This window comes from Shewanella sp. SNU WT4 (genome assembly GCF_006494715.1).
In the GTDB taxonomy this organism is placed as follows: Bacteria; Pseudomonadota; Gammaproteobacteria; order Enterobacterales; family Shewanellaceae; genus Shewanella.
Genome location: NZ_CP041151.1, coordinates 1,066,706 through 1,087,633, shown reverse-complemented (window position 1 = coordinate 1,087,633; position 20,928 = coordinate 1,066,706). Strand labels below are relative to the sequence as shown.

At 44.7% G+C, this 20,928-nt stretch carries 19 protein-coding genes; 10 read left to right on the top strand and 9 right to left on the bottom strand.

Translation table 11 applies throughout. From position 1 onward, the window contains the following. Positions 1-22 precede the first annotated feature (22 nt). Complete coding sequence (locus tag FJQ87_RS04940) at positions 23-208, top strand: cytoplasmic protein (protein WP_140931083.1); 186 nt, start codon at positions 23-25, stop codon at positions 206-208. A gap of 73 nt (positions 209-281) precedes the next feature. Here the strand turns inward: FJQ87_RS04940 and FJQ87_RS04935 are convergent, their stop codons facing one another. Then, on the bottom strand, positions 282-1,163 hold the full coding sequence (locus tag FJQ87_RS04935; protein WP_168195138.1) for a glucosaminidase domain-containing protein: 882 nt from the start codon (positions 1,161-1,163) through the stop codon (positions 282-284). A gap of 247 nt (positions 1,164-1,410) precedes the next feature. Between FJQ87_RS04935 and FJQ87_RS04930 the strand changes: the two genes are divergently transcribed. From FJQ87_RS04930 to FJQ87_RS04915, 4 genes are all read left to right on the top strand, one after another. After that, positions 1,411-2,040 (top strand): MliC family protein, encoded by a 630-nt coding sequence (locus FJQ87_RS04930; RefSeq protein ID WP_140931079.1) that lies wholly within the window; start codon positions 1,411-1,413, stop codon positions 2,038-2,040. Between the two features lie 109 nt (positions 2,041-2,149). After that, positions 2,150-2,533 (top strand): fluoride efflux transporter CrcB, encoded by a 384-nt coding sequence (gene crcB / locus FJQ87_RS04925; RefSeq protein ID WP_140931077.1) that lies wholly within the window; start codon positions 2,150-2,152, stop codon positions 2,531-2,533. Between the two features lie 9 nt (positions 2,534-2,542). Next, a complete protein-coding gene (locus tag FJQ87_RS04920; protein ID WP_140931075.1) occupies positions 2,543-2,950 on the top strand; it encodes a CrcB family protein in 408 nt (135 codons plus the stop codon). Positions 2,951-3,042: 92 nt separating this feature from the next. Beyond that, entirely contained in the window at positions 3,043-3,966 is a 924-nt protein-coding gene (locus tag FJQ87_RS04915) for an urea transporter (protein ID WP_140931073.1), read from the top strand. Between the two features lie 64 nt (positions 3,967-4,030). Here FJQ87_RS04915 and ahpF read toward each other — a convergent pair whose 3' ends face one another. The 3 genes from ahpF to FJQ87_RS04900 form a co-directional block, all read right to left on the bottom strand. Next, positions 4,031-5,572 (bottom strand): alkyl hydroperoxide reductase subunit F, encoded by a 1,542-nt coding sequence (ahpF, locus tag FJQ87_RS04910; protein WP_140931071.1) that lies wholly within the window; start codon positions 5,570-5,572, stop codon positions 4,031-4,033. A 112-nt stretch (positions 5,573-5,684) separates the two neighbouring features. Next, on the bottom strand, positions 5,685-6,254 hold the full coding sequence (gene ahpC, locus FJQ87_RS04905; protein WP_140931069.1) for an alkyl hydroperoxide reductase subunit C: 570 nt from the start codon (positions 6,252-6,254) through the stop codon (positions 5,685-5,687). 236 nt (positions 6,255-6,490) lie between these two features. Continuing rightward, positions 6,491-8,005 carry a leucyl aminopeptidase gene (locus FJQ87_RS04900; RefSeq protein WP_140931067.1) on the bottom strand — a complete coding sequence of 505 codons (1,515 nt, stop codon included), beginning with the start codon at positions 8,003-8,005 and terminating at the stop codon, positions 6,491-6,493. 936 nt (positions 8,006-8,941) lie between these two features. Between FJQ87_RS04900 and FJQ87_RS04895 the strand changes: the two genes are divergently transcribed. Beyond that, positions 8,942-10,333: an aminotransferase class V-fold PLP-dependent enzyme gene (locus FJQ87_RS04895; protein WP_240778839.1), complete on the top strand. Its 1,392-nt coding sequence runs from the start codon at positions 8,942-8,944 to the stop codon at positions 10,331-10,333. 29 nt (positions 10,334-10,362) lie between these two features. Here FJQ87_RS04895 and FJQ87_RS04890 read toward each other — a convergent pair whose 3' ends face one another. From FJQ87_RS04890 to FJQ87_RS04880, 3 genes are all read right to left on the bottom strand, one after another. Continuing rightward, positions 10,363-12,678 (bottom strand): bifunctional diguanylate cyclase/phosphodiesterase, encoded by a 2,316-nt coding sequence (locus tag FJQ87_RS04890; protein WP_140931065.1) that lies wholly within the window; start codon positions 12,676-12,678, stop codon positions 10,363-10,365. After that, complete coding sequence (locus tag FJQ87_RS04885) at positions 12,668-13,570, bottom strand: transporter substrate-binding domain-containing protein (protein ID WP_240778838.1); 903 nt, start codon at positions 13,568-13,570, stop codon at positions 12,668-12,670. The genes FJQ87_RS04890 and FJQ87_RS04885 overlap by 11 nt, the downstream gene beginning before the upstream one ends. A 792-nt stretch (positions 13,571-14,362) precedes the next feature. Continuing rightward, entirely contained in the window at positions 14,363-15,460 is a 1,098-nt protein-coding gene (locus FJQ87_RS04880) for a GNAT family N-acetyltransferase/peptidase C39 family protein (RefSeq protein ID WP_140931061.1), read from the bottom strand. Positions 15,461-15,533: 73 nt separating this feature from the next. On the opposite strand from FJQ87_RS04880, the gene FJQ87_RS04875 reads away from it, so the two are divergent. Next, positions 15,534-16,985, top strand: a complete 1,452-nt coding sequence (locus FJQ87_RS04875; RefSeq protein ID WP_140931059.1) for a RimK family protein — start codon at positions 15,534-15,536, stop codon at positions 16,983-16,985. 78 nt (positions 16,986-17,063) lie between these two features. Here the strand turns inward: FJQ87_RS04875 and FJQ87_RS04870 are convergent, their stop codons facing one another. Then, positions 17,064-17,669 carry a DUF2390 domain-containing protein gene (locus FJQ87_RS04870; RefSeq protein ID WP_140931057.1) on the bottom strand — a complete coding sequence of 202 codons (606 nt, stop codon included), beginning with the start codon at positions 17,667-17,669 and terminating at the stop codon, positions 17,064-17,066. A gap of 3 nt (positions 17,670-17,672) precedes the next feature. Then, positions 17,673-19,568, bottom strand: a complete 1,896-nt coding sequence (locus FJQ87_RS04865; RefSeq protein ID WP_140931055.1) for an ABC transporter ATP-binding protein — start codon at positions 19,566-19,568, stop codon at positions 17,673-17,675. A gap of 125 nt (positions 19,569-19,693) precedes the next feature. Between FJQ87_RS04865 and FJQ87_RS04860 the strand changes: the two genes are divergently transcribed. The 3 genes from FJQ87_RS04860 to FJQ87_RS04850 all read left to right on the top strand — a co-directional run bounded on the left by FJQ87_RS04860 (position 19,694) and on the right by FJQ87_RS04850 (position 20,860). Then, positions 19,694-19,891, top strand: coding sequence for a YheV family putative zinc ribbon protein (locus FJQ87_RS04860; protein ID WP_140931053.1), 198 nt, complete (start codon positions 19,694-19,696; stop codon positions 19,889-19,891). A gap of 156 nt (positions 19,892-20,047) precedes the next feature. After that, the gene (locus FJQ87_RS04855) at positions 20,048-20,665 is read left to right on the top strand and encodes an isochorismatase family cysteine hydrolase (RefSeq protein WP_140931051.1); all 618 of its coding nucleotides are present in this window, start codon (positions 20,048-20,050) and stop codon (positions 20,663-20,665) included. 9 nt (positions 20,666-20,674) lie between these two features. Continuing rightward, positions 20,675-20,860 carry a hypothetical protein gene (locus FJQ87_RS04850; RefSeq protein WP_140931049.1) on the top strand — a complete coding sequence of 62 codons (186 nt, stop codon included), beginning with the start codon at positions 20,675-20,677 and terminating at the stop codon, positions 20,858-20,860. Positions 20,861-20,928: the final 68 nt, after the last annotated feature.

Below are 20,928 nucleotides of genomic sequence, written 5' to 3'. Positions count from 1 at the left end.
AAGACAACCTAAGGAATAGACAATGGCAGATATTAGCAGCATAAGCCAAAACAACACTGTGGCTCACATCAGCAAAGTGGCGCAAATGGGTAAGGAGCAACAGCAAGCCGAAGGCAAGATCATTATGGATTTGATTGCCGCGGCCGATGCGCCAGCGCCAAGCCCGCCATCCGCCAGTGTCGGCCAAAACATTAACACCCGCGCCTAACTAAGCCACCTTCTAAGTTCACAGTTAACAGCCCCACGGGGCTGTTAATCATTCACTTCCCCTAGCACTACCTCTAGCGACTAAATTCAATCCACTGCCATTGATGACTCGATAATTTAGCCTTGTTATAACTATCTAAATGATGGTGTCTTATTAAAGCTTTAAGATCATTCACATAGTGCCAGCCGCGAATCGAGTAATGCTGTAAACCATCCACCAATTGATACCCAGTCGCGCCGCCTCGCGCTGAATATTCAGCGCGTAATCGTCGCAGCTCGGCATAACTCACTTGGGTATTAATGTTATACATGTAAGCAGCAACACCTTGATAAACAGTGTTATATGCCGCCAATTTGATGCGGCCATGATCGGTTGAAATATAATGCGGCCAGCCCCGAGGTAGATGCTCACCAAATATAGCGTCCCCTTGGCGTGCAAAACGGCTGCGCCCCCAGCCACTTTCATCTATGGCTTGCGCGAGCACCATGCCAATAGGCAAGCTATTCACATGATTCAGTAGCTGTTTTATATCAACCTGCTGCAAGCCGTAATGCTGAGCTAATTTTTGCAGCCACGCCTGCTCATCGGGTGTGTAATCGCCAGCGCGCTGCTGCAAGTCAACTAATGCTTGGCGCACCAGTAACAGTTGATCATTGACTGCTATGACGCTTGGCAAAATTAACTGAATAAAACCTACATCAGCCTTAGATGTTGATAAGCCACGGGCATTTTCAGGTAAATTCTTGGTTAATATTGGCGGAACTAAATTGCTCGAAGCTAAGGGAAGTTGATAATTTAGCTGTGTAAAATACTCATTCATGGCGGCGCCACCTGCGAGCATTTTGGCATCAGTGACTGGCATTGCCAGTAATTCTGGCGGCAGGGGCAAGGCATCATCGGCATAAGCCCTGGCACTCATAAGCCAAACTAAAAACATTAATATCTTACTTTTCATAAACTTACCAACCTTGTCGGCAAAATTATAATACTTAAGTTTACTGATAAAGCGCGCAATACTCCAACGGGGCGCCAAAGTCGGCCTTAAGCTTGGCCGCAGGCTCAATAAATACGCGCACTTATTAAGCAAAGTGAAAGATAAAAATACCTTCATTTTTATCTTTTTAGGCTCTTAAAGGGCGATTGCATTATAACGGCCGTTTGCTAGTCTAAAGAACTATCTCCCCCCTTTCAGGAAGTGTGCAATGCTCAAATCCGTTTCATCTATCGCGCTTATCGCCACCAGCCTACTGTGTAGTGTTAATGCTAATGCCGCCGCATTTGATTGCAGTAAAGCCCAAGGGACTGTTGAAGAGTATATTTGCCAACATCCTGAATTACAGCAATTAGATAGCAAGCTCAATGACAGTTTTAGCCACTTACTCAGTCAACTTAAAGGCGCCGAGCAATCAAGCGCCCAAGCGATTCAGCGCGGTTGGATTAAAGGCCGCAACGACTGCTGGAAAAGCGATAACTTAGGTCAGTGCATTAACGATAGCTACCAAAGCCGCATCACTGAATTGCAAATTGCCAGCGGCAAAGTTGTGGTACCAGCGCCGGTATTTTACCAATGCAATCAAGCCCAACTGGAAGTGTATTTTTACAATGACACTGAAGTACCAGCCGCCGTTATCAATCTATTACCTAAAGGCCAAAGTGATGAGCAGCTAATAGCACTGCTGACTCGCGCTGCCTCTGGCGCTAAATATGAGGCTCAAAATTTAACCCTTTGGACCAAAGGCGATGAAGCCACTTTGATTCAATACGGTAAAAGTGATGAGCAGTGCCGCGCCCTAGATGCTAAAGCCTTAGTCGATACTAAAATCCCCAATTGAGTGTAAGCCGCCAAAGCACATTCGCGCGCACAAGTAACGTTACTCATGCCGATTAACTAACGGCAATAAGCAGAACCAAAGGCAAGCCTAGTCAATGTTGGAGCACACTATGACTGCGTTAGATGTAATGTGGGTAGGGATAGGTGGCGGCATAGGGACTGTAATACGTTGGCTAGTCGGTAAGTGGGTTGCGGCGCGCTTTTCTTCTAGTTTCCCCATAGCGACTTTTGGCCTCAATATCACCGGCGCCTTTGTGATTGCTTTCTTGTCGGTACTTATGAGTATCCACTGGCAATCGCGATTCGGCGAGCCGCTTAATGCCTTGATCATCACAGGTATTTTAGGCGGTTATACCACGTTTAGCTCAATGCAAATGGACGCCCTTAAATACGTTGAAGCAGGTCACATGGCTAAAGCGTTAGGGTATCTGTTGTTATCGACAGTGGCTGGGGTGATGGCGGCATTTTTAGGCATTGCACTTGCGAGTATTTAGGGGAGCACTATGTACAGCACTATGATTTTGGTTTTTCTTGGCGGCGCTTTTGGCGCCATGGTGCGAGAATTTATTATGCTGCTGATCCCAAGTATGCATAACGGTTTTCCGCTAGATATTCTGGTGGCAAACGTGATTGCCGCTTTTCTGCTGGGGCTTGCCACCGCCCACCATCGCTTACAAAACTTATCCGATGATGTCATCTTACTCTTTGGCACAGGCGCGCTTGGCGGTATGTCGACCTTTTCAAGCTTTGCCTATGGCGTGGCGCACGAAAGCATGCAACCTGGCGGCATGTTAGTGTCACTCTGTTATGTCATTATTAGCTTAGTGCTTGGATTTATTGCCGTATGGCTGGGGCTAACTATGGCTAACCGCCTTAGTAACTCAAAACAACCGCCCAATTCACCGCAGTAGCAATAAAAGCTAAATCACAACAGAAGTACCAAAACCCAGCTCCAAAACAATAAGCACCACAAACAACTAGCCAAACCTGAGCCGCTGCCAATATGTCTCGTGATTTTTATACCACTACGCTTGTTAGCGTGAGCCAGATTTTCTTTATTAAGCAACCTGTGACTGGGTTGCTATTTTTATTAGCGATTAGCTATAACGCTTGGCTCAACCATCATTGGCTGCTTTTATTTGGCGCGCTTATCGCAACCTTAGTCGCTAACAGTTATGCCCATTTTCGCCGCTTTGATGGCGATATGATTATTTCAGGCCTGTATGGCTTTAATGGCGCGCTCACAGGTTTAGCCTTAACGACTTTTCTGCAACCTAGCCAGACTCTCTGGGGCTATCTTATCCTTAGCGCTATCGTTAGCACTGAACTTACCGCCCTCTTTACGCGCAGTCTGCGGCCATTGGCTATTGCCGCATCCACGGGTCCCTTTGTGCTAACCACTTGGTTAGCTTTGCTATTAATAGATGGCTTGCACTTAATACCCGCTATCACGCCAGCCATAACTGGCGGTTCAGTCGCAGATACCATCACTCAGATAAGCATGTCGCAATTAATGGCAGCATGTATATCCACCCTCTTTAATAATATTGCGCAGGTGATGCTACTTAATAATCCCATAAGTGGCGCCATGATTTGGCTGGGAATACTGCTGGCTGATAAACGCGCCGCTTTACTTCTTGCCTTTAACGTCACCGGCATAACGCCAGCCATGACATCAGGCTTGTTAGGATTTAGCTGCGTATTAACCGCTATGGCCATAGGACAAGTGTTTTATATACCAAGTTGGCGGCAATCCCTATGGTCATTAGTAGCCTTACTAATGACCTTTGGCTTAGTGATGACTGCTGAGCTTTGGTTTAAATCGAGCTTGCCTTTGTTAACCGCGCCTTATGTAATCACCTTATACCTCTTTGGTTTAATCCATTTTTTATGGCAAAAATTCAGGCGCTTTAGCCCCAAAAGCTAAGCGCCAAAAACAAACAAGGCCCTAAATGGGCCTTGTGGTTTTATTGAGTTAAGCGAATCGCTGATTAACTATTACGAATAAGATAATCAAAGGCGCCTAAAGATGCTGTTGCGCCGCTACCCATGGCAATAATAATCTGCTTATAAGCAGAATTGGTCACATCGCCTGCCGCAAATACACCTGGCAGAGAAGTTTGGCCATGATTATCAACGATAATTTCGCCGCGAGCTGTCATCTCAATGGTGCCTCTTAACCATTCGCTGTTAGGTACTAAACCAATCTGCACGAAGATACCAGCTAAGGCCACATGATGGCTTTCATTGGTGGCGCGATCGGTATAGTTTAAGCCGGTAACGCGCTGACCATCACCCACCACATCGGTAGTCATAGCTTGAGTAATAATGGTGATATTACCCATAGAGGCGGCTTTACGTTGCAACACGTCATCAGCGCGCAGCTTGCTATCAAATTCCAGCACAGTCACATGCTCAACTATGTTGGCTAAATCAATGGCGGCTTCAATACCTGAGTTACCACCACCAATTACCGCAACGCGCTTACCCTTAAATAATGGGCCGTCGCAATGTGGGCAGTAAGCCACACCTTTACCGCGGTATTCTTTCTCACCAGGCACATTCATTTCGCGCCAGCGGGCGCCGGTAGCCAGTAATACGGTTTTACTTTTCAGTACTGCGCCGTTCGCCAGTTCAACCTGATATAAACCGTCTTGCTTCAAAGACACGGCCTTTTGGTTGTCCATGATCTCAACGTCATATTCGCGAACATGAGCTTCAAGATTGGCCACTAACTTAGGGCCTTCGGTTGCTTTCACTGAAATAAAGTTTTCAATGCCCACAGTTTCAGATACTTGGCCACCGAATTTATCGGCTAACACGCCAGTACGCAGACCTTTACGTGCGGCATAGATAGCTGCTGATGCGCCAGCTGGGCCGCCGCCAATCACTAACACTTCATAAGGCGCTTTTTCTGACAAGGCTTCGGCTTGACGAGCCTCGGCGCCGCTATCTAAACGGTTGAGCATTTCTGCCAAGCTAATGCGACCTTGAGCAAAAATTTCGCCATTTAAATACACAGAAGGCACGGCCATGATGTTGCGCTCGGTCACTTCCTCTTGGAACAAGGCACCATCAATCATTACGTTGGTAATGTTAGGGTTAATCGCCGCCATCATGTTGATAGCTTGCACTACATCAGGGCAGTTTTGGCAGCTTAAAGACACATAGGTCTCAAACTTGAATTGGCCTTGCAGACTCGCAATTTGCGCTATCTGCTCAGCAGTAATTTTGATTGGGTGCCCCCCCGTATGCAGCAGTGCTAACACTAACGAGGTGAATTCGTGTCCCATAGGTAAACCAGCAAAGCTAATATTGCTGCCAGTGTCTGGGCTGATAACTTGCATTGACGGCGTGCGCTGACTGGTAACACGTTTAACAGTCACCAAGGCAGATAAGGAGGCAATATCGTCTGCTAAGCGAATGATTTCTAGGCTCTTTGGAGCATCGTCAGCCGATACGAGCAGCTCAACAGGCCGCTTGAGATTTTGTAAATAAGTTTGCAGTTGTTGTTTTAAGTTCGCATCTAACATGATGACTCCTAATATTCGAAAATGTCTAATACACAACAGAAAAAAAAAGCCCGGATAGTTAGGGGAGATCCGGGCCTTAGGAGAATGATGAATCTAGTTAACTAGTGGAAAATTAAATTTTACCAACTAAGTCTAACGATGGAGCTAAAGTCGCTTCACCTGGCTGCCATTTAGCAGGACATACTTCACCATCGTGAGCTGCTACATACTGAGCCGCTTGAACTTTACGTACTAACTCAGAAGCGCTACGACCAATACCTAAGTCATGGATTTCAGCTACTTTAATTTGGCCTTCTGGGTTGATTACGAAGGTACCACGCAGTGCTAAACCTTCTTCTTCAATCATCACGCCGAAGTTACGAGTGATGGCGCCAGTTGGGTCACCAATCATAGGGAACTGAATTTTCTTGATGGTGTCAGAAGTGTCGTGCCACGCTTTATGAGTAAAGTGAGTGTCAGTTGACACTGAATACACTTCAACGCCCATGGCTTGTAACTTCTCGTAATGATCAGCCATGTCGCCTAATTCAGTTGGGCAAACAAAGGTAAAATCGGCTGGGTAGAAGAATACTACAGACCACTTGCCTAACAGGTTCTGCTCAGACACTGGTACAAATTCACCATTGTGGAAAGCAGTGGCTTTGAAAGGCTTGATTAGGCTGTTGATGATTGACTGAGTCATGTAAATCTCCATTTAATTTACTAAGTAATTTATTATTCAGGACCTAGTGCCCTGTCGTTGATGAGCATAATAGCTAATCGAGAAAACCAATTAAAGCGGATAAAAACTATAGCCGCAATCGGTTACGACGATTACTCGTGACAATTGAGTAACTTAAGGCAGTGAGGTGTGCTCACCGCTTAAGCAACCCATTTGCTAGAAGATAGCTATCAGGCCTAAATCTTCTGGCTTGGCCATTATTGCGCTTGCGTTAACCAATAGCTAAGTAAGCGAACACCATAACCTGTTGCGCCAACAGGGGCAACCGCTAACGGCTTGGAAGTTAATGCATTTCCGGCAATATCAAGATGCACCCAATCTTGGCCATCGTTGACAAAAGCCTTTAAAAACATCGCCGCGGATGACGCGCCAGCGCTGCCTTCTGCGCCAGTATTTTTAAGGTCGGCAATTTGTGATTCAAGCTCAGCGCCAAAGCTACTATCAAGTGGTAAACGCCATAAACGCTCACCCACTTGTGAGCCTGCAAAAGTCAGTTCATTCACATACTGGTCTGAATCACTAAAGATGCCCGCAAATTCTCGCCCTAAGGCTCCGACCTTAGCCCCTGTTAAGGTGGCAATATCAACTATCACCCGCGGTTGATATCTATCTTGCGCGTACCAAATCGCATCGGCTAACACTAATCGGCCTTCTGCGTCGGTATTCATCACTTCGACCGTTTTACCTGCGGCCGTGGCAACCACATCACCAGGGCGCAATGCATTCCCTGAAATCATATTTTCTGCCATGGGCATAATGGCCACGACATTCACTGGCGCTTTTTGGAGTGCCATGGCTTTGACTGTGCCAAGAATCGTGGCAGCGCCCGCCATGTCAGACTTCATGTGCGAAATCGAAGTTCCCGTGGCTTTAATATTGTATCCACCAGAATCAAAAGTAATGCCTTTGCCCACTAAGGCAACTGGCGCATCGTTACTGCCTTGCCAGTGCGCCACCACTAAACGCGGCCCGCGATCACTACCCTTGCCAACACTCAATAACGCGCCCATGTTTGACTTCATTAATGAGCTTTCATCTAATACTGTGACTTTTACCCCAAGCTTCTTAAGCTCTTGCGCCGCTGCGGCAAAGCTTTCAGGGTACAGATCGCCTGCCGACGTATTAGTTAGATCGCGCGCTAAAAACACACCGGCCTCAACGGCTTGCAACTGACTATGCGTATCTCTCGCCTTGGTATCATCACTGACAAAGTGATAATGCTTAACCGCTGCAGTTGAAGGCTTGTAGCGCTCAAAGCGATAGCTCGACAATTCAATGCCATGGGCAAGATTGGCCGCGAACTGCGCTTCATTGGGGATGTCATCCACCAGGAGTTGCACTTGCTGCTTAGGCAGCTTAGCCAATTGTTGCTGCAACTTTCCGCCGAGCGCCTGAATGTTACCAATATTCAGCTCATCACCACCAAGACCCAGCACCACAATTCTATCGGTTTCAACGCCAACCGGCGCTAACAGCTCAACGATTTGACCTTTGGCGCCCTTAAACTCGGCGGCCGCCATAGCTTTAATCAGCTGATCTTGAGTCGACTGCGGCAACTGTGTAAATGAATACACAGGGCTAGATGCCGTTTGAAACAAAACTAAGCTTTGCGCTTCCCCCTTTTTGCCAAAGCTAAAGGTTTCCGCCAATAGGTTTGGACTTATGAGTAGGCTGAGACTCAGGGCCAGCAAAGATTTTTTATAATTATTCATTATTCGCATCGCAACTTGTTGATTGAGGTCAAGATACTAACAAATTACACCCAAATAATTAATAGAATTGGCGTGATAGCAACAATCAGTTACCTTTTAATGCTGCAGCTTTGAGTGGCGCGCTCTAAATCCATAGCTTTTAATACCGTAGCTGTTAATACAGTACGTTGGCATTAGTTATGTCACTATTAGCCACTCACTTGCCTGTTGTTTAAGGCTTGGCTAGCCTAGCGATAACTGACACTGACCATTCATCACTTTGCACATGACCCTGGTTCACTCAGGCGGCTAAACATGTCGTAGCAGCCATGCTAATGAATCTATCACTGTATCTGTTTGCGGTTATTATCTGCATTCTGGCTTAGGTGCTTAGGGCTAAGCCTGCACCAATGGATAGATGAATAAATATTGGCACCTAGATTAACGCCAATGTCGAAATTAATACCAGAACCAATATCAGACTAATAGCAGAACCAATATAAAACTGGCATAGGTACTTATATAAGAGTCTAGATAGACACTGGTTTGGAGCAGGTATTAAAGTCATTTCTCGAAATTGAATATTTATCATTCAATTACTAGGTGTTAGCGCATACTATATCAGCTAACAATAATATATGTCCGGACAACATATTTATGTTTACTCAAATATTGCCACCATGGTTTTTACGCTTTGATACTTATAATTAAGCTCTCGACTTAGTTTCATCGCATACTATTTACCTAGTCAATATTTTGGCGAGCGTCAAAGCTTTAAATACATAGCAGCTAACTAATTAACCAAACATGGCTTAGGATCACATTTTTAAATTTAATTGCACAACATCCCGCCTATTTCACGATTATCTTTAACAACCAGCATTAACAAAAGGTTATCTTATTGCCGACGGTTATTACCTATGTCATTTGTTAAATAACAATAATATCGAGAATGAAATGGATCAAAGTGTAATGGAACAAGAACACACAAATATTGAACGACGTCGATTTTTAAAAACTACCAGTGGATTAACATTAGCAGGTGTAGGTGCCTTGGCATTTCCTCAGGCCGCCTTGGCCAGTGACAATGAGCGCCAACCCACTAGCTTCCATGGCCAACAGGCTAACGAAAAGTTTTGGAAGAAAGTGCGCAAAGAGTTCGTGCTAAATAAGCGCACTACTTATATGAACGTAGGCACTTCAGGTTCAATGCCAGAGCAAGTGCTTGAGAACTTTGAAGACTATAACGAAGCTATTTCAGAAAACCCATGGCAGAGCAATATTCCCACTATCGATTTAGCCAAGCAAGTGGCGCATAGTTTTGGCGCCGACCAACACGAATTAGTGTTAAGCCGCAACACCACTGACGGCATGTGCTCAATTCTTAATGGTCTGCAATTTGAAGCGGGCGACATTATTTTAACCACACACCATGAACATGGCGGCGCCTTGTCACCACTGCGTCAAGTGCGTGAGCGTTATGATGTTGAAGTGATTGAACTGTCTATCCCAGTGCATACTCGTGACCACGAAATTAGCGCCGATGATTTTGTGAATATTTTTGCTGATGCTGTGGCGCTGTATGGTAGCCGCGTACGCTTAATCACTTTCTCTCACGTGACCTATACCACAGGTACCCGTTTACCTGCCAAGCGTATCTGTCAAGAAGTCGCCATTCCTAACCGTATTCCAACCTTGATTGATGGCGCCCATACGCCAGGCATGCTCAACTTAGATTTCCACGATATTGATTGTGACTTCTATTCAGGTGCTGGCCATAAATGGCAGTGCGGACCAGGCGCAACCGGTATTTTATACATACGCGATAATGCCGAGCGTTTAAAAGAATTCTGGAATGATAGAGCAACACCGCTATGGTGTATTAACTCATCATCGTCATCTAGCGTACTGCAAGCCCGCTTCCAATCCGTTGGCCAAGATAATTACCCAGCCAAGCGCGCGTTAGTCGATGCTTGCCACATGTGGGATGATATCGGTCGCGATAAGATTGAAAAGCGCGTACTGGACTTAAGCGAGTTGTGTAAAGATGAGTTGCTGCGTCACTTCCCACACGCTCATTACTTTGCCCCTAATGAACGTGAACTGGCCAGTGGTTTAAGCACCTTTAACCCATTTGACGATCAGTTTGATGGCGATTTAGTGTTGCAATTCCGCGATCGTTTACACAAAGAATACGGTTACATTGTTCGTACCATTTCATTCTTATTAGATGCAGATGATACCCACAAGACTCACGCCATTCGAGTGTCGACTCACTTATTCCACAATCCAGATGATGTCACTGGGTTAGCGAAAGCCATGCAGCGCTTATATCGCACTATGGCATAATCCCTTGCCATAGCTTAACTACCGAGCCATTACGCCTGTTGGCGCAATAGCTCGGTAAATTCATTCGCCGCAACCGGCCGACTAAACAAATATCCTTGACCAAACTCACAACCATGTTGCTGCAGAAAATCGGCTTGATGCTCAGCTTCAATCCCCTCAGCGACCACCTTCATGCCTAAGGCTTTTGCCATCGCTAAAATGGCTGTCACTAGCGCTCTATCAGAATCACTGGTGCTCATGCGGTCAATAAAGGCGCGATCAATTTTTAACTTAGCAAAGGCAAATTTTTGCAAGTAACTTAACGATGAATAGCCAGTACCAAAGTCATCAATGGACAATTCAATCCCTTGCTTGCGGAAATAGGAGAACATCGCGGCTAAACGCGGATCTTGCTCCATCAGCAAGCTTTCAGTAACTTCGATTTCCAATCGATGCGCCGTTAAGCCCGCACTCGCTAGCACTCGAATAATCTTGGCCTGTAATTGCTCGCAATAGCGAAATTGCACACTTGAGATATTCACCGCAATTTTTAATGGCCCAAATTGCTGCCAAGTGGCCATTTGATGACACGCCTTATCGAGTACGAATTCGCCGAGGCGATGGATTAAGCCATTTTTCTCGGCTAATGGGATAAATTCATCCGGTGAAATAACGCCTAAGACACTATCTGTCCAACGTAATAAGGCTTCAGCACCTATGATTTTACCCGTGGTTAAATCAATGATTGGCTGATAATAGACCTCAAATTGATTGTAATTAAGCGCTTGATGCAAGCGTACATTTAAAGCTAACTTCCGCTGCACATCACTGTTCATACTGTCATCAAAAAAGCTAAAGCCGTTGCGACCCGCTTCTTTGACCCGGTACAAGGCGGTATCAGCTTTCTTAAGCAAATCAGCTACATCGTCGCCATCTTGCGGATACACTGACATGCCAATACTGGTAGTAATAAAAAATTCTTGTTCATCAATCACGAAAGGCTTTTCAAATAACGACAAAATTGAAATTGCCATGATTTTAGCCATTTCTTGACTACGCAGCTCAGGTATCACTACCACAAACTCATCACCACCAAAGCGTGACACAGTATCACTCTCTCGCACGACTTTGAGTAAGCGCTCACTGGTTTGTTGCAATAAAATGTCGCCAGCATGATGGCCAACGGTATCGTTAATCTGCTTAAAATTATCTAAATCTAAAAAGATAACTAATACCTGATCATTATTACGCTGAGCACGAATAATGGCATTATTAAGTTGCTGAATACTGTAGGTTCGATTCACAAGTCCAGTTAACTCGTCATGAGTTGCTTGGTATTCTAACCTTTTCTCAGACTCTATTCTTTTGGTGATTTCATTACTTAATAAGACATTTTTTTCAGCTAACTTTATGTGCTGATCGGCGGATAATTCAACTTCAGTTTGCAATACTATGTTGGCATTATTAATTCGCATCAACATGCTCAAACCATAGAGCACAGGCAATGCTAATAGCGAAATAGCGACAATAAACCAAGCCGAGGTAAAGATATCTTGCTCATTTAATGGCGCAAACCAGCTAATCAACTTTAACGGCGTGCCACTGACGACTTCTTCAAAATAAATATGTTTATCTAATTCTTTAGCATGTGAATCCGTTTCCCAATAGTCACCATGATGATCATGCTTAAGAGAATCCCACACTAATAAGTGAGCTGTCGGAGTCACTAACTTTAAGCGACTCCCAAAACCTTGGTGCTCTTGCATGGTTAACTGACGGATAATCACGTCATTATTAACTTCAGCAACCAATAGCCCGACGGCCTTATATTGATAATAAATGGTATGAACATGTTTGATTTCAGGGATGCCGTCGTGCGAGGACACCAGAATTTTAAACGGCTTACTCGCGAGCTGTTTTAGCGACAAAGGTTCAGATTCAAATGGAATATTATCAAGCGTATCAACAATGACAGTGCCATCAATACCAATAATAGTGATGCGATCATAAATAGGCAGTGTTTCTATTTTTCGGCTGCTAATGAACTGCTCCAAGCCTTTATTCAACTCAAATAAACTTGAACCCAAGCCATACTGCAGCGACATACCCGCAGCGCGATTAGAAAAATAAGTATTAATAACACTATCATCAGCAAAATTAGCAAGACTGGTGGCATTAGCATCAAAAAACAAACTTAAATTATTCGCATAGCTATTAATTTTAAGCTGCATCATGCTGCTTTGCGATGTTTGTAATTTACTCTGACCTAAATTGGCAACCGCGAGTATTAACATTAAGTAAGCTGTTAATAACATGCCTGCGCCAATAATAGCCGTGCGACTATTCAACCATTTTTTAATGTTCATTATTTGATTTTTCTATGACTGATTCGAAGTAGTTTTCGTAATAATTAAATACACTTGGGTAATACTTTTCAACCAAGGCTAAATAAGTGCCATCTCGGCGAATTTGTTGCAAGTAATCATTAAATGCTTGCCTTAACTTCGGAGAATTTTTTCTAAATCCCACGCCCATGCGCTGCTCTTCAGAAATGGGGCCTATGACTTTAATTTGGTTAGGCCATTTTTGTAGTGCAATTAAAGAGTCTGCCAAATCTAATAGAGTAGCTTCGGCTTCACCATTGAGCATGGCGGGCACCATTTCATTTAACTGCAATTCTTGAGTCGGCCAAATGATGTTAACTTTGCTTTCATGCAGATTATAAAGATCAGGGTCTAAGCACGATTGCTTCATGGCCAATACATTTTTACCGCAAAGCATGCCCTTGACCTTCACTATGTCACTTTTGAGTAAGCCTGTGGGTGTGATAGGCGTTAAGTCAGAATAGGTTTTGGCCACTAGCCATACGGTTGATGGAAAATAGTCATCAGAGAAATCCACCAGTTGCTGGCGCCAATCGAGTATGGTCACACCATGGGCCATGACATCGCCTTCAATTTCCTGTCTGTGGCCAAGCTTGACCTGATGATTGATGAATTTTCCATGTTGGCCGGTGAGCTTACCAAACACATTGCCCCAATTCGCGGCAATAAATTGATAATCAACGCCAATATACTTAGCAAACCCCTGCATCAACTCGATATCTAAACCACTGTAACTAACTTGATCGTCTTCACTGAAACGAAACACAAAATTAGCGTAAGGAATGCCTAAATGACGCAGCACACCTGCCTTTTTGACTTCTTCCAGATCGCGAGCACTGACGCTGTGTGACACACAAACAAGAATAAGCGTCATAAGACATTGCTTAATACAATGTTTGACATTAAAGAGTTTCATAATGAGTTCTTATTATTTGGCTAGTATGTAGAATATTGCGCGGACAATTATACCTAGAGCCATAAAAATCACACATTGCGTAAGTCACATTTCTAGTAATTATTCAAAGACAATCACATTCAGGCAGCATTAGCTTTTTTATTAACCATTAATTGCAGATTACCCCCTCTGCCCGGCAAGACAACACGTTAATTATTATTAGCTGCCCCAATAATGCCAGTAAGCATTAGGCTATAGCTTTAGTTAGATACCATCTTATTCATTAATGCTTAAAAATATTGATTAAAATCAAAATAACTAGAACCACCCCTCGCCATATATTAAAACAACCTTAATACATTGCGTTTTTTACCATACTGATAAGGACTACTAAGTGCTTAACCCTAGCTAAAATATGAGCTCAATTAAACACCAAACACCTACAAACAGAGAGCTGTTTATTGCCATTGTTATTAATCAGAGCGACTAAACAGCCTCCATAATGACAAAATGACAATTCCAAAATAAACGTTTGAATTATTATCTGTTCAATGATAGTAAGTGCAAAATATCACACTAAACACCTAACTAAATATCTCACTAAACATCTCACTAAACATCTCACTAAATATAGCCTCAACATATTTGATGCAGGCGCGAAAACTGAGCCATTACATTCATGGCGTTAACCGTTAATTCAGTGAGGCTGCGAACGCGCTATGATAGCTAGCGCATCGATTACTTGACCAAGGTTAAATTACTTGCCCAAGGTTAAGATTTAGCCTCAGGGCGCACCACCACACAAGCCACATGCTTTTGCTTACCAAAGCCCATGATTTGGTTAATGGCGGATTTATTAATAGGCACGAAACTGGCGCCAACACTAGCATCAGCGTGCTGAACTTCTGGGTCATGGAAGTAAAAGAACAACTCACTCATGCCCGATAAAATAATCCAGTGGGGCTCTTTATTGCCGTTAAAGCGATAGGTGCTTATCAGCATCAAGACACAAGCACCTTCGGCTATCCAGGTTTCTAACATGGCGATAGTGGGCACAGATTCATGAATGGCAACCTTGGCCTCACGCAATTGGCTATCAAAATTATCGTGCACTAAGGTAATCACATCTTTTTTGTCTTGCGAGCGCACGCTATCAATAAAAGGTACGCCATCAGCACGGCTAAATAATTCGACATTAAAACCGCGCTTATGGGCGGCTAACGCTAAACCGCGACCACTACAACCGCCATGTCCTGCCGCCATATAGATGGTGGTGGCTTCACGCCATAATTGAATTTCTTCATTGCGACTTGGCTTAAAAGATGAGCGCAAATGGGCAAATGCCATCAATAAACATGCCGCCCCGCAGGTAAATGGCGTGGTTTGCACATATAAGGGCAAAGTTAATAATTGCTTAGGGGACGGCGCACCTAAACGCTTTTGTAAACGCACACCGCTGGCTAGGTCATCATAATAATGAACTAAGGTTTTCAATGATTTATAACCTAGTTGCTGATATAAGGTCTTAGCCGAGATATTATCTTCTCTAACCTCAAGTCTTATCGTAATATAACCTTGGTTTACAGCTTCATGCTCAACCTTAGCTAACAATGCTTTGGCATAGCCGCGGCCCTGAAAATGAGGGCTAATGGCAATCGAGTAAATCCGGCTAAGTTGGGTTCCGCGATGAAACAGAAGTAAGGCATAACCTGCCAGTTGGTTATCGACTTCCATCACTAATAACAAACTTTGGCTAGAGCTAATAAAGCGTTTCATTTGCCGTGAAGTGATGAGATCTGAGACAAATACTTGCTGCTCTAATTGCAGTAAGGCGGGTAAATCTTCAGGAGTAGCAACACGAATATCCATATGGAGTGCTCTTAAGGGCCGTTGGAATATTAAAACTGAATTGTGATAAAAGTACCACAGGAGGGTAAGTCACATGGCAAATATAGTTGTGGTCATTGACGACGATAGGCAATGGCAAGACTATTTTCACTCAGACCAAGTGATGACGGTTGAGCAATATTTAGAGTCAGGCGCCAATTTACAACACAAAGCGACATCTGTGTTAAATCTCTGTCGCAGCTATCAATACATGAGTAATGGTTATTACTGCTCGCTACTGGCTGAGGCTCGTGGCCACAGGATCATGCCGCGAGTCATGACCATCAATGATTTGGCTCAACCTATGCTGATTAATTTCCGTCAGCAAGATTTGGATAAACACTTCGGTGCCCAAGCCGAGATCAGCGGTAAAATTTTCTTTGGTAAGACCCAGTTACCAGGCTTTGAGAAAGTAGCGCGCCAATTATTTGAAAAATTCATGGTGCCGGTACTGGATGTCAAGCTCACTAAGGTCAATGGCCGCTGGCAGTTAAATCAACTCAATAGCTTCGCCTTTCAAGATCTCAATGATGCTGAGCAAACCTTCTTTGCCGAATCCCTCGAGCAATTTTCCACTAAGGTGTGGCGCAGTAAATCTCTTAATCGCAAGTACCGCTATGATGTGGCAGTATTAATCGATCCGGAGGAAAAATTCCCGCCCTCAGACCCCCAAGCAATTAAGCGCTTTGTTAAAGCGGCTAATCGCCTCGGCATGAGCATGGAAGTCATAGGCCCCCAAGACATTTCCCGTCTAGGTGAGTTTGATGGTTTATTTATTCGGGCCACCACCAATATTGGTAATTTCACTTATCGCTTTGCTAAAGCGGCAGAAAACTTAGGTCTAGTCGTCATGGACGATCCTGAGTCCATTATGAAATGTACCAATAAGGTGTTTTTAACTGAGTTATTAAATCAGCAAAAAGTACCTATGCCGCAAAGCGCGATTATCCGCGCTAAGTCGCTGCCATCCATTGCCCACGCCGAGCAAACCATAGGCTTTCCTATGGTGCTTAAAATCCCAGATGGCGCATTCTCAGTGGGCGTAACTAAGGTTAAAAGCAGCGAAGAGCTCTATCAGCAGTGCCAACGCATTGGTGAGCAAAGCGCCCTGATTTTAGCCCAAGAGTTCCTACCGACTGATTTTGACTGGCGAGTCGGCATACTTAATCGTCAGCCTATCTTTGTCTGTCGCTACTTTATGAGCCGGGGTCACTGGCAAATTTATCAGCATCATCAAAGCGGTAAAGTCTCCTCCGGTGATTTTGATTGTGTGGACATCAAGCAAACACCAAAAGCTGTGATAGATGCAGCCCTCAAGGCGGCTAACCTTATTGGTTCTGGTCTTTACGGGGTAGATGTTAAAGAAAGAAATGGCAAAGCATATGTCATTGAAGTTAATGATAACCCAAGCATTGATAGCAAGGTGGAAGACTTATTTTTAGGTGATTTACTCTATGACAGAGTTGTTACTGAGTTCTTGCGCCGCATTCAACTGCGCGGTCTATAACGGTTACTTAATTAGCATTAGTCAGTGATAAAATTAAGCCCTTGAATCTTCAAGGGCTTAATATTTGTGAGCCAAGAGTTAAGGCATGGCTAACTGAGAAAATTGCTGCGGCGCGAGTCCAAAAAGCCCTAAGTAATGGCTTAGATTGGCTTGGCTCTTATTTGCGCTCTTATTCGCGCTCGGATCCATGCTTTGATTAGCGTCTTGATTGGTTGCCAGAGCAGTTTGCTTATCGCTAGCCACCAGCCCATCCGTCTGCTTAATCAGCACTAAAATATGTCGCTGCGATTTACGCTCAAGCATCAATTCTAGCGCCAACATCTGCTGATATTCATCCGTGTCTAGCAAGCATTTACTCGATTGGCGCAGCCCGCGAAACGGCAATAACAAGACTTCTTCCCAAGCTTTTACATCAAGCTGCAATTGCTGCCACTGCATGGGGGTTAATCCCAATCCATGCTCATCACACCAATAGGCCAGTAAGAGTAAGTTAACGCACACACCATGCTGCTGTTGCAATTGCAGGCATAAAGGCTGCAACTTGGCATAAAGCAAATCGCAATCTTGCCAAAGCGCCGCGCTATCACGCTGAGTGTTTAGCGGAGTGCTTAGCGAAGTTGTCGCTTGGGCATTTACAGCAGCGCCAGTATCCATATCTTCAACAGTATCCTTAGCGCGGCTCATGAATTAGCAGCTCATTTCTAATTCATCAATGCTTTCTTGTAACTCAAGCCACTGCATTTCGCTGTCTTCCAGCGCTTGGCCTAAGGTGTTTCTATCGTTAAGCACCTGAGTTAATTTGGCCTTGTTAGCCTCATCGTATAAGGTTAAATCCGTTAATTGCAGCTCTAAGGCCGCCAATTTTTGCTGTAAACTCGTTTGGGTTTGCTCAAGTTTGGCTTGCTGCTTTTTAAAAGGAGATAACTTTTGACGCAGCTCAGCTTCTAAGCGTTTTTGCTGCTTTTTATCAACGCTGGCTTTATCACCGTTAGCGCCGTCTTCAAGTACTGGCTTGTTAGCTTCTAATAACCACTGATGATAATCCTCTAAATCACCATCAAACGCCGCTACTTGGCCATTATCCACTAAGTAATAATCGCTACAGGTGAGTCGCAGTAAATGACGATCGTGCGATACCACCACCATAGCACCACTAAAATCTTGCAGCGCCATAGTTAACGCGTGACGCATTTCTAAGTCTAAATGGTTGGTAGGCTCATCGAGCAACAGTAAATTTGGGCGTTGCCATACCAGCAAGGCCAAGACTAAGCGCGCTTTTTCACCGCCCGAGAAGGGTCGCACGGGTGCCAGCGCCATATCGCCCACAAATCCAAAGCCGCCTAAGAAATCCCGTAACTCTTGCTCACGGGCTAAAGGCGCTAACCGCACTAAGTGCTGCAGCGGCGAATCATCTAATGATAAGAATTCGATTTGATGCTGCGCAAAGTAGCCGATTTTAAGCCCAGGATTAGGCTCATACACACCACTTTGCGGTGGCAACTGCTCAGATAACAATTTAATTAAGGTCGATTTACCGGCGCCATTGCGACCAAGTAAACCAATACGTGAACCTGGCACCAGATTTAAATGCACCTTGCTAAGAATTGGCGTGTCACCATAACCTACGCTCACTTGCTCCATCACTACCAATGGATTTGGCAAGGCATCGGGTTCACGAAAGCTCATATAAAACGGGCTATCGGCTTTCGATGGCAGTAACTCAGCCATTCTTTCTAAGGCTTTTAAGCGGCTCTGGGCTTGCTTAGCTTTACTGGCTTTGTAACGGAAACGGTCAACAAAGGATTGCATATGCGCGCGCTCTTTTTGCTGGCGCTCAAATGCCACTTGTTGCTGCGCCATACGCTCAGCACGAATGCGCTCAAAGGCACTGTAATTGCCTTTGTAAAAATTGAGTTTTTGATGCTCGACATGCACAATTTCATCAACGATTTCATCGATAAAATCACGGTCATGACTGATTAAGACTAAGGTGCCTTGATAGGCTTTAATCCAGTTTTCCAACCAGTACATGGTATCTAAGTCCAAGTGGTTGGTCGGTTCATCAAGGAGTAACAAGTCTGAGCGACATAACAAGGCTTGAGCTAAGTTAAGCCGCATCCGCCAACCACCGGAAAAGGATTTAACGGGTTGGCTTTGTTCTGACTCTTTAAAGCCAAGGCCGGCCAATAAGCTGCCAGCGCGCGCGCGGATACTGTAACCGCCAATGGCATCTAGTTTGCCATGAAGTTCAGCTATGCTGTGGCCATTGTTGGCAGCTTCAGCCGCCGCGAGCTCGCTTTCTAATTGACGAAATTCATGATCGCCATCAAGTACGTATTCAAGTGCGGGTTTATCAAGCGCTGGGGTCTCCTGCGCCACTTGCGCTAACGCCCATTGCTGCGGCACTCGTACTTCGCCCTTATCCAAGCCAATGGCGCCACTAAGCAAGGCCAACAATGAAGATTTACCTGTGCCGTTGGCACCCACTAATCCGATTTTATGACCGGGATAGATAGTGAGGTTAGCCTCATCGAGCAACACTTTACTGCCTCGAATAAGTTGTGCTTGAGATACTGTGATCATGTAACTGGGTCAACCGCTATGACGACTAAAATGGGCACTGAGTGTACCGCATGTGAGTTAAATTGACTATGTTGGCTTGTGCTCGCACAATGGCAACCTGATAAAAGTAATGGTAGGGATAACCAATGACAAAAATAAAAAAACGCTTCGTGGCCGGCGCTCGCTGCCCTAAGTGTCAGGCGCAAGACTCGATTTTATTATTCAAAGAGCATGGCATTGAAACCGTGGAATGCACTGAATGCGATTATCGCGACCAACAAACCGACGCTAAAGTCACTAAACAAGCCAGTGGTGCCGTCATCGGGGTGTTCAAGCCAGAGTAAAAATATGTAAGCCAGAATAGAAGTATTCAAGTCAGAATAAGTGCATTTAAGCCTAAATAAGAGTATTCAAACTAGGGTAAAGCAACTCGGCCAATCAATACCTAAGTTGGGCAATAACAACTAAGCTTATGCCACGTTTGTGAGTGGAGTTAACCTATGCCCAGCCAAAGCCGTAATAGCAGCGCTAGTCATAAAGCCTTAGTGGTTATCGATTTAATCAATGAAATGCTTGACCCTAATGGCAAGATGTCGAGTGCATTTTGCCAGTATGAGCAGCAACATCAATCCCTCAAGTGCGTGGCCAAATTACTGTCCTTTGCAAGGCAGCACGATTGGACCGTCATCCATGTTCGCCTTGGTTTTAGTGATGATTACCGCGAAGTGGCTGCCAACTCGCCGCTGTTTAGCAACGCCATAACCCATGGCGCATTAACACTCTCGAGTTGGGGCTGTGAGTTTCACCCTAAAGTCGCCCCGCTAGCCCACGAAGCCATAGTGGTTAAGCGCCGCGTCAATGCCTTTTATCAAACTGAGCTCGCACTGCTCTTAAACCTAGCTAAGGTCACTGATATTTATTTGGCTGGGGTTTCCCTGCAAATGGCCATACAAAGTACGGCGCGCGAAGCCCATGATCGCGACTTTACTGTCCATGTAGTTACCGATGCCTGTATTTCGGCAACCGATACTGAGCAACAGCAAAATTTACCAGCCCTTGAGCGTATAGCTAAGCTGATTACAGTTGCTAACATTACTCATAATCACAAAGAGCATTAAAGCCAAACTATGATAAAACTCCAATCCTACCGACAAGGACGTAGGGTTCATGAAACCATAGTCATAGATGACACTTATGTGTGTGATAAGCGCTACTGCGAAGAAAGGCGCCAACGCCCACTCAAACGCCGCCCTTATTACGAGCAGCGCCAGCAGGCCAATCGTCGCCATCATCCCGTTGATATTTGGCTGTAAGCGTGAATTCGGCAAACTGCCATTAACTGTTTTTTAGCACAAGTTTTAACCTAAAACTGTTGCCGCAA